The 1506-nt window shown below is 66.1% G+C and carries 1 protein-coding gene; it reads right to left on the reverse strand.

Annotated elements, in window-relative coordinates; all coding sequences use genetic code 11:
* Nucleotides 1-54 precede the first annotated feature (54 nt).
* Nucleotides 55-1506 (reverse strand): vitamin B12 dependent-methionine synthase activation domain-containing protein (locus B2W70_RS00015; protein ID WP_286741851.1); only part of this gene is annotated, 1452 nt, incomplete at its 5' end.

The following is a 1506-nucleotide window of genomic DNA, read 5'->3' on the forward strand; positions in this document are numbered from 1 at the left end:
GCGAAAAAAAGGCGCTCCTGAGGGAGCGCCTTGCTTGTTGGAGCCGGTCAGGCGTCAGAGCAACGGTGCCAGCGCTCGCTCAGCGTCGGTGAGGCTCAAGCCGGTGCGTTGGGCCCAGTCCGCCACTTGATCGCTGGCGATCTTGCCCACGTTGAAGTAAGCCGCCTGCGGGTGGGCCATGTAGAAGCCGCTCACGCTGGCCGCCGGCATCATCGCCAGGCTCTCGGTCAGGTGCATGTGGATGTCGTGGGCGTCCAGCACCTTGAACATGTCGCGCTTGACCGTGTGGTCGGGGCAGGCCGGGTAGCCCGGGGCCGGGCGGATGCCGCGGTACTGCTCCTTGATGAGCTGCGCGTTGTCCAGCGACTCGGCCTCGGCGTAGCCCCAGAACTCCTTGCGCACGCGCTCGTGCATGCGCTCGGCGAAGGCCTCGGCCAGGCGGTCGGCCAGGGCCTTGAGCATGATGGCCGAGTAGTCGTCATGGTGGGCCATGAACTCGGCTTCCTTTTTCTCGATGTTCAGGCCTGCGGTCACAGCGAACATGCCGACGTAGTCCTTCTTGCCGCCGGCGTCCGGGCGCGGCGCCACGAAGTCGGCCAGCGAGCGGTTGGGGCGTTTGACGCCATCGACCACCGGGCGCTCGGTCTGCATGCGCAGCGGGTGCCAGCGCAGCAGCTCGGTCGAGCGGGTTTCGTCGGCGTACAGCACGATGGCGTCGTCGTCCACCGTGTTGGCGGGGTACAGGCCGATCACGCCGTTGGCCACCAGCCAGCGGCCTTCGACGATCTTCTTGAGCATGGCCTGCGCGTCGGCGTAGACCTTCTTGGCCTCTTCACCCACCACGGCATCTTCGAGGATGGCGGGGTAGGCGCCGTGCAAGTCCCAGGTCTGGAAGAAGGGCGCCCAGTCGATGTAGGCCGCCAGCTCGCCCAGGTCGTAGTTCTTGAACACGCGGCGGCCGATGAACTTGGGTGCATCGGGCGCATGGGTTTCAAAGTCGACGATGGCCTTGTTGGCGCGCGCCTCGGCCAGCGACACCATCGGCGTGGCCTTCTTGTTGGCGTGCAGTTGGCGCACCTTGTCGTAGTCGGCATTGAGCTCGGCGATGTAGGCCGCTTGGCGCTCGGGGCTGAGCAGCTCCGAGCAGACGCCCACCGCGCGCGAGGCATCGGGCACGTAGACCACCGGTCCGCTGAAATTCGGCGCGATCTTCACGGCGGTGTGCACGCGCGAGCAGGTGGCGCCGCCGATCAGCAGCGGGGTCTGGCGGCTGCGGAAGTACTCGTCGCGCTCCATTTCGGCGGCGACGTACTGCATCTCTTCCAGCGACGGCGTGATCAGGCCCGACAGGCCGATGATGTCCGCGCCTTCTTCCTTGGCCTTGTCGAGGATGTCCTTGCACGGGACCATCACGCCCATGTTGACCACCTCGAAGTTGTTGCACTGCAGGACCACGGTGACGATGTTCTTGCCGATGTCGTGCACGTCGCCCTTGACGGTGGCGAT

The organism is Aquabacterium sp. UBA2148 (assembly GCF_002328915.1).
Lineage (GTDB): Bacteria > Pseudomonadota > Gammaproteobacteria > Burkholderiales > Burkholderiaceae_C > Aquabacterium > Aquabacterium parvum.